Source organism: uncultured Methanobrevibacter sp., from assembly GCF_937881195.1.
Lineage (GTDB): Archaea > Methanobacteriota > Methanobacteria > Methanobacteriales > Methanobacteriaceae > Methanobinarius.
In genome coordinates this window covers 66,530-73,480 of the sequence record NZ_CALGFC010000053.1, presented here as the reverse complement: position 1 = coordinate 73,480, position 6,951 = coordinate 66,530, and the positions used below count along the sequence as shown (strand labels likewise).

Annotated in this window: 5 protein-coding genes; 1 reads left to right on the top strand and 4 read right to left on the bottom strand. The window is 30.0% G+C overall.

The features are described from left to right. Positions 1-252 precede the first annotated feature (252 nt). On the bottom strand, positions 253-1,458 hold the full coding sequence (locus Q0087_RS07300) for a methionine adenosyltransferase (protein WP_297899031.1): 1,206 nt from the start codon (positions 1,456-1,458) through the stop codon (positions 253-255). A gap of 438 nt (positions 1,459-1,896) precedes the next feature. On the opposite strand from Q0087_RS07300, the gene Q0087_RS07295 reads away from it, so the two are divergent. Beyond that, positions 1,897-2,286: a DUF192 domain-containing protein gene (locus tag Q0087_RS07295; RefSeq protein WP_297899030.1), complete on the top strand. Its 390-nt coding sequence runs from the start codon at positions 1,897-1,899 to the stop codon at positions 2,284-2,286. A 40-nt stretch (positions 2,287-2,326) separates the two neighbouring features. Here the strand turns inward: Q0087_RS07295 and Q0087_RS07290 are convergent, their stop codons facing one another. From Q0087_RS07290 to Q0087_RS07280, 3 genes are all read right to left on the bottom strand, one after another. Then, positions 2,327-3,031: a dihydromethanopterin reductase (acceptor) gene (locus tag Q0087_RS07290; protein WP_297899029.1), complete on the bottom strand. Its 705-nt coding sequence runs from the start codon at positions 3,029-3,031 to the stop codon at positions 2,327-2,329. Positions 3,032-3,080: 49 nt separating this feature from the next. After that, on the bottom strand, positions 3,081-4,349 hold the full coding sequence (glyA, locus tag Q0087_RS07285; protein ID WP_297899028.1) for a serine hydroxymethyltransferase: 1,269 nt from the start codon (positions 4,347-4,349) through the stop codon (positions 3,081-3,083). A 528-nt stretch (positions 4,350-4,877) separates the two neighbouring features. Further along, positions 4,878-6,854, bottom strand: a complete 1,977-nt coding sequence (locus tag Q0087_RS07280; protein ID WP_297899027.1) for a CoB--CoM heterodisulfide reductase iron-sulfur subunit A family protein — start codon at positions 6,852-6,854, stop codon at positions 4,878-4,880. Positions 6,855-6,951 lie beyond the last annotated feature (97 nt).

Sequence of the window (6,951 nt, the reverse complement as noted above, 5' to 3'; positions counted from 1 at the left end):
ATTTTAGTATAAATTTTAGTATAAATTTTAGTATAAATTTTAGTATAAATTTTAGTATAAATTTTAGCTATATTAAAATTAATTGATATTGTATAATACAAAATGTATACATAATACATTATATAGTTATTATTAAATTTTGCAAATAAAAAATTCTAAAATGAAATGAGAAAAAGATTTAATAATATTAAAAGAATGGAAAATAAAAAGGTAGATTATTCTAATAATCTACAATTTAATCAATCAGTATTTTTAAAATGTTCTTGCTTTTCCTTTTACAACATTTTCAGTTATTGATGAAATATCTTCAAGCCAAGTATCCATAACAGAAGCAATTTTTTTACTGACATCATCCATTTTATATCCCTCATCGAGAATTATTTGAGAAGTTGCAGCCTTCGGTTGATCAATAGGCATACCTATTTGACTTAATATCATTATATTAACTTGTTTTACTCCTTCGACATTTTCAGCTATATCGTTTGCCATTTCATTAGATAAAATGTTGTAAATTTTACCAACATGATTTATAGGATTTTTACCAGAAGTTGCTTCCATAGACATTGGTCTATTAGGAGTTATAAGACCATTTGCCCTATTACCTCTACCAACAGAACCATCATCTCCCATTTCAGCAGAAGTTCCAGTAACAGTCAAATAATAACCTTCTTCACCTTTCGCATTATCATTATCTGCAGTATTTACAAAGACTTCTATTTCCCTATCAGTAACATTTTTAGCTATATCAAGAGCTACTTCTTTCAAACCTTCACGTACAGATATATATTCTTCGCGATTAGAAACATACTTAGAAACCATAGCACATGCAATAGTTAATGTAATTTTATCATTATCACGAAGTCCCATAACTTTAATATCTTCTCCCACAGCAGGATTTTTCTTTGTAAAAGCCTTAGAATTTAATAATTCCTCAACAGCTAAAACTATAGTTTCAACTTCTGAAAATGGAGCATATCCAACTCCAAAAGAAGTATCGTTAGAAGAAGGAGCACCATCCCTCTTAAATACATCTACAAGATCTCCAGAACCATGCCCAATTTTACATTCAACAACAGCATGAGACTCAACTTCAAGATTTGGAATATATTCATTTAAATAAGCTTTAGCAGCTTCAATAGCTACTCTATCAACAGGTAATTTTTTGCCTTCATATTCTGAAACTCCACGACCAGTAAGAAGGAAATCAATAGGTTTAATTACATCTCCCCCGCCAAAAATAGGGCTAGATTCGCCTGCAGTAATTTGAACTTCATCAGTATTATGATGTAGAACTCCTCCAAATTCGTCCATATAAAGTTTACAAAGAGCTCGACTTACAGACTCCGCAATACCATCACTAATACTATCCGGATGGCCAATTCCTTTTCTTTCTACGATTTCAATGTCTAATTCTTCTATTGGTGTTTGGTTGAGCTTTTCAACAATGATATTTCTCATAAAAACCCTCACATAAGATTTTAGTAAAGTATAAAAGATCAATCTATTTTATCAATTTTAAGATTTAAATATTAAATATAGATATAATTTAACTTTCTATATTATCTTTATGATAAGATAATAAATAAATGTTAGTATTGAAAGTATTAAGAATATATAAATTAATAGTATATTTTAATAATTAATTATATTTAATAATAGTATTTTAATAAACATGAATATTTTTATAGTTTTGTATTAGTTATATACAGCAGATTGGATAAAATAATCTAATAATAATATTGAAGATAAATTATAATCTAATGCATGCTAATTTAATTATAATTACATTATTTATTATAACTATGATTGAACACAAAATAATTATTTTGAATTTATAATCGATTTCAAGTTTATAAAAATAGAATTATATTTATAATAAAAAGACAACGAGGTGATTTGATAAATAATAAAACTATTTTAATAAAAAAAGAGAATGATGATGAAAAAGAAATAGTTTTGGGTCCAGTGAAATTTGCAGATAGCTATTTATCTAGATTAAAAGGATTAATGTTTGAGAAAAGATTAGATTATATCCTTATTATTAAAACAGCTAAAAAAAATACTAAATTTTATTCTTCAATACATACCTTCTTTATGTACATTAATATTGATGTTATTTTTTTAAATGAAAATAAAGAAGTTACAGAAACAACTTGTATTTCCCCATGGAAAATTTATAAACCGCGCCACAGAGCTACTTACATAATAGAATTAAAAAAAGGAAGTATTGAAAAAAATAGAATAAAAATTGGAGATAAATTAGACTTTGTTTGTGAATTTAATTAATAAATAGATAAAAATTATAATATTGGAGAAATTTCAAATTTTAAAGCAAATCTGATATAAAATCTTTTATTTCTTTTGGATGTTTTAAAACATCAATTCCATTCATTAAAACTAATTTATGAGTGTTTTCAATGTCAATTTCTCTCATATGAATAGTAATCAATTTACCTGCTTTTATGGCATCAAATGGGCAAGAATTCTGACAATTACCACATCCGACACATTTTAGTAAGTCTATTTCTTGTTTAGCTATTATGGCCTCTTGAGGACAAGATTGAGCTGCTTCACAGCTTTCACAATCAGCACAACTTTCAAGATCTAATTTTGAAGGAAGTATTGTCTCAACATCACCAGATTCCATGTCAACAGGTATTATAATTGTTTTAACATTCCCTTTCCCAGCTTGAGCCACAGAATTTGTAACAAGAGTGTCAGAAATTCCATTCACTATCTTTGCAACAGTGTTTGAAGTTGTTGGAGAAACAATTAAAACATCATACTTTCCAAGAGAAAAACGGCCTGAAATAGGATAACTAAAGCTTTGATCATTTTCAAGAGCTAATTCCCTATAATAACCACCAGTAATAGCAGTTACACGCTCAAAAAGACCATACATCTTTAAAACTTCTTCTCCAGCATTAGAAAGCAAGACTGTTATTTTATTATCTTTAGATAAATCTTCCATTACTGAAACACTTTCATCCAATAAATGACCTGCTCCAGTTATAGCCCATCCAATACGCATTTTTAACTCCCATATCCATTATTAATTAAAATTTCAACAAAAAGGATAATTAAAATTGAATATATTTATATGCTTCTGACTCTTCAAAAGCGAAATGAACTTTAGTATATTGATTCATAAATTCAGTGACTTCCTCTTTGACATTTACTTTGTCCATACAAACCCTCATTATAAATTCAGCAACTTCAGACATTTCTGATTCTTTCATACCTCTTCTAGTAATTTCTTGAGTACCTACCCTTATACCAGATGGATCATCTGACCTATTTACATCATCCCATGGAAGAAGGTTTTTATTTAGAATTATATTATTAGATTCTAAATCTTTAGCAAGAATAGATGCTCTACCAATATTTGATACATCAAAAGCAACTTGATGAGACTCTGTGAAACCTTGATCTTCACATAAAACATTGAACCCATAATCATTTAATGCTTGAGCTAATGCTTTGGCATTTTTAATTGTTTGATTAGCATAATCTTCACCAAATTCTAGCATTTCTGCTGTTGCAATTCCAAGGCCAGCTACATGATGAAGGTGATGATTACTAACAACCCCTGGGAAAACAGCATCATCGATTTTTTTAGCATAATCATTTTTAGTTAGAATAATACCTCCCTGAGTTCCAGGGAATGTTTTATGGGTACTGCCCATTAGAACATCTGCTCCTTCACGTAGAGGATCTTGAAACTTTCCACCAGCAATTAACCCCAAAACATGAGCACCGTCATACATAACTTTAGCTCCAACTTCATTAGCAGCTTCTTGAACCTCTTTTACAGGATGAGGAAAAAGAAACAAACTACCACCAAAAAGAATTATTTTTGGTTTTATTTCGAGAATTTTCTTAATCATTGCATCAACATCAATGTTCATAGATTTTTCATCAAAAGGATGCTGATATACCTTAAGTCCCCTTATACCTGCAGCACTAACATTAGCATGACTAATATGGCCACCAACTGGAACTTCAAGTGCCATTAGAGAGTCGCCAGGTTTTGCAAAAGTAAAAAATGCTGCGAGATTAGCAACAACCCCAGAAGTAGGTTGTACATTTGCATGTTCTGCTTTAAAAAGTTTTTTTGAAAGATTTATAGTGAGTGATTCAATATCATCTATATATTGACAACCCTCATAAAGTCTTTCACCACATTTACCTTCAGCATATCGATGGGAAAGATCCGAAGCCATTGCAGACTGCACTTGAGAGCTAGTTATATTTTCACTTGCAATTAGATTTATACTATTTTTCATCCAGTCATTGTGTTCTTTCATCAAATTTTGAATTTCAGTAACATTACTTTCATTTTCAAACATTTATACACCTATATAACAAATATTAAAGATTAATATTTTAAAGATTAATGATTTATCAAGATTTTATATATAATAATTAATAATATTAATTTTACTGATTTTATTAAAATCGATTCTATTAAAAATATGAAATATATATCAAAAATATGAACTATTCATAATACAATTATTCTATATTATTTTTTAATTATTTATAGTTTTAAAAATTTCAAAACTATTATTAAATATTTCAAAAATATTATTAAATATTTTTACAAATATTCTAAATTTAAGATAGAAATTACAATGAGATAATGAATAAAGTGGATAATTATAATTATAAAATACTAAAAAATAAAAATATAATACAAAATACTCTTAAAACTAATTTTTAAACTTAAATAAACTAAAAAATAAATAAACAAACTATTAAATCTGAATAATGTAAAAAAGAGTGTTCAAAAGAAAAAAAATCTTAAAATAAATCCCAAAATAAAAAAAGTCCTAAAATAAAAAATAAAAAATAAATTGGAGAAAAAATCTCCAGTTTTATTTACCATCTTCAAGAGCAGCTTCGATTTGTGCCATGATTTGGTCAGTTTTAAAGTGGTTTTGATCCATAGCTCCAGATGGGCATGCACCTACACAAGTACCGCATCCTTTACATAAAGCAACATTAACTTTTGCTTGATCATCCTCAATAGCTACTGCACCATATGGACAAAGTTCTACACAAACTTCACATGCACCACAAACATCTGCATCAGTTGTAGCGACTATTGGTTCAATTTCTACTTCGCCTTTAACCATTGGAATTGCTGCACGTGCTGCTGCACCAGAACCTTGAGCAACTGCATCAGGAATATCTTTAGGGCCTTGTGAAACACCAGCTAAATAAACACCATCTGTTAAAGTATCAACAGGTCTGAGTTTTGGGTGAGCTTCCATTAAGAAACCGTCTCCACTCTTGGATAAACCAATAGTTTGCCTTAATTGTTCAGCGCCTTCAGGAGGGACAAGACCAACACTAAGAACAACTAAATCATAATCATATTCAGTTACTGTGTTGAGTAATGTATCTTCTCCTCTTACAGTTAAAGTTAAATCATCATTTTCGATAATTTCAGCAGGACGTCCTCTTAAGAACTTAATACCATATTTTTCTTGAGAGTTTTTATAGAACTCTTCAAATCCTTTACCGAAAGCCCTTATATCCATATAGTAAAGAGTTACATCAGTATCGGGCTCATGATCTATAATCAATTGAGCATTTTTCATAGAGTACATACAACATACTCTTGAACAATATGGTTTACCAATTTTGTCATCTCTTGAACCAACACAATGGATAAATGCAACACGTTTTGGAGATTTATGATCAGATGGTTTAACAACATGTCCTTCAGTAGGACCAGAAGCATTAATCATCCTTTCAATTTCCATAGCTGTGATTACATTAGTATGAGCACCATAACCATATTCAAGTTTTTCTGTAGGATCATAAGGATCATAACCAGTAGCAACAATAATAGTTCCTACTTCTAAGTCAATGAATTCAGATTCTTGATCATGTTTAACAGCTCCACGTTCACAGATTTGATCACAAAGCTTACATTCAATACAATAATCTTTATCAATAGTAGCACACAAAGGTACTGCTTGAGGGAATGGAATATATGCAGCTTTAACCATACCAATACCTTCATCGAAGTAATTAGGCATTTCGATTGGACAAACTTCTACACAAGATCCACAACCAACACAAAGTTCTTCATCGATAAATCTTGGTTTTCTTTCAACTTTAACTTTAAAGTTTCCAATATAACCATCCACTTCCCTTACTTCAGAGTAAGTTAATAATTCGATGTTTTCATGTTTACCAATATCCACCATTTTAGGAGCGAGAATACACATTGAACAATCAAGTGTTGGGAATGTTTTATCTAATTGTCCCATTCTTCCACCAATGGTAGGTTGTTTTTCAACCATGTAAGTTTTGAATCCCATATCAGCTAAATCAAGAGCAGATTGAATACCAGCTACTCCTCCACCAATAACCATAGCCCTGTTATCTACAGAAACAACAGAAGCTTCTAATGGTTCAAGAAGTCTAGCTTTAGCTACTGCCATTCTTGTTAAATCTTTTGCTTTCTCTGTAGCAGCTTCTGGTTCACCCATGTGCACCCAAGAATCATGCTCTCTTAAGTTAGCAAATTCAAACAAGAATTGATTTAATCCAGCTTCCCTAATACACCTTCTGAATGTAGGTTCGTGAAGCCTAGGAGAACAAGCTGCGACAACAACCCTATTAAGGTTATGTTCTTTAATATCATCTTGAATTACTTGTTGACCTGGGTCAGAACAGTAATATTTATAATCTTTTGCAATAACTACATTAGGGAGAGTTTTTGCATATTCTGCAACTGATGGGACGTCGACGACCCTACCAATATTTACACCACAATGGCAAACATATACACCAATACGTGGCTCTTCATTTTCTATATCTCTCTTTTCTTCTGCCATTTATAATCACCTTGTACAAGTTGATGATATCTAATATTTTATAACAATATTATCTTTAGTCATTTCTAATAACAATTACAAAATAAATATTGTTTAA

Bases quoted from the DNA above. Each gene is read 5' to 3' on its own strand.
- Q0087_RS07280 (WP_297899027.1), bottom strand. From the start codon at position 6,854: ATGGCAGAAGAAAAGAGAGATATAGAAAATGAAGAGCCACGTATTGGT.
- glyA (WP_297899028.1), bottom strand. From the start codon at position 4,349: ATGTTTGAAAATGAAAGTAATGTTACTGAAATTCAAAATTTGATGAAA.
- Q0087_RS07300 (WP_297899031.1), bottom strand. From the start codon at position 1,458: ATGAGAAATATCATTGTTGAAAAGCTCAACCAAACACCAATAGAAGAA.
- Q0087_RS07290 (WP_297899029.1), bottom strand. From the start codon at position 3,031: ATGCGTATTGGATGGGCTATAACTGGAGCAGGTCATTTATTGGATGAA.